Annotated in this window: 1 protein-coding gene and 1 pseudogene; both read left to right on the top strand. The window is 69.2% G+C overall.

The features are described 5' to 3' along the window. A pseudogene (locus EN925_RS41335) lies at positions 1–161 on the top strand (isochorismatase); the annotation flags it as partial. Next, positions 158–656 (top strand): alpha/beta hydrolase (locus tag EN925_RS38550; RefSeq protein WP_164894815.1); only part of this gene is annotated, 499 nt, incomplete at its 3' end. The pseudogene EN925_RS41335 and the gene EN925_RS38550, both read left to right, overlap by 4 nt.

The raw sequence follows: 656 nt of genomic DNA, 5'->3' as shown, positions 1-656 counted from the left end.
TCCTCAACCTCGCCAACCGGCTCTATGGCGGCGCCGTCACCGACACCGACGACGCCTGCCGGCTGCTGGCCGGCGAAACCGTCACCGTCTGGCAGGTCGAGGGCTCGGTGCCGCTGCGTTTCAGCTTCGACAACGCGGCCGCGCTCTACGCCGATCTATGACGCGAGGCTCTTACGAAACACGGCTCGACCCGGCCCTTTGGGCCTATATCGACGCCGTCAACGCCTGGTATCCGCCCGAAATCATCGGCCTGCCGATCGACAAGCAGCGCGCCGTCTACGACCGGATGAGCCGGGCTTTCCACCAGGGCCGCCCGGCTGGCGTCAAGGCCAGCGACGGGCTGATCGCCGCCGCCGGCCGCGACATCCCGGTCCGGCGCTACCGGCTCGAGGGCAACGCCGCCAAGGCGATGGTGGTCTACTACCACGGCGGCGGCTTCATCCTCGGCGGGTTGGAAAGCCATGACGACATCTGCGCCGAGCTCTGCGCCGGCACAGGTTTCGACGTGCTGTCGGTCGATTACCGGCTGGCGCCGGAGCATCTCCATCCCGCCGCCTTCGACGATGCGGTGGCCGCCTTCGAATGGGCAGCGGCGAGATCAGGCCTGCCGCTGGTGCTGTGCGGCGAAAGCGCCGGCGGCAATCTGGCCGCGGCGC

The organism is Mesorhizobium sp. M7A.F.Ca.US.006.04.2.1 (genome assembly GCF_004022915.1).
Classification (GTDB): domain Bacteria; phylum Pseudomonadota; class Alphaproteobacteria; order Rhizobiales; family Rhizobiaceae; genus Mesorhizobium; species Mesorhizobium ciceri.
The sequence above is the reverse complement of the archived record's forward strand: the minus strand, read 5'-3'. Positions and strand labels throughout refer to the sequence as shown.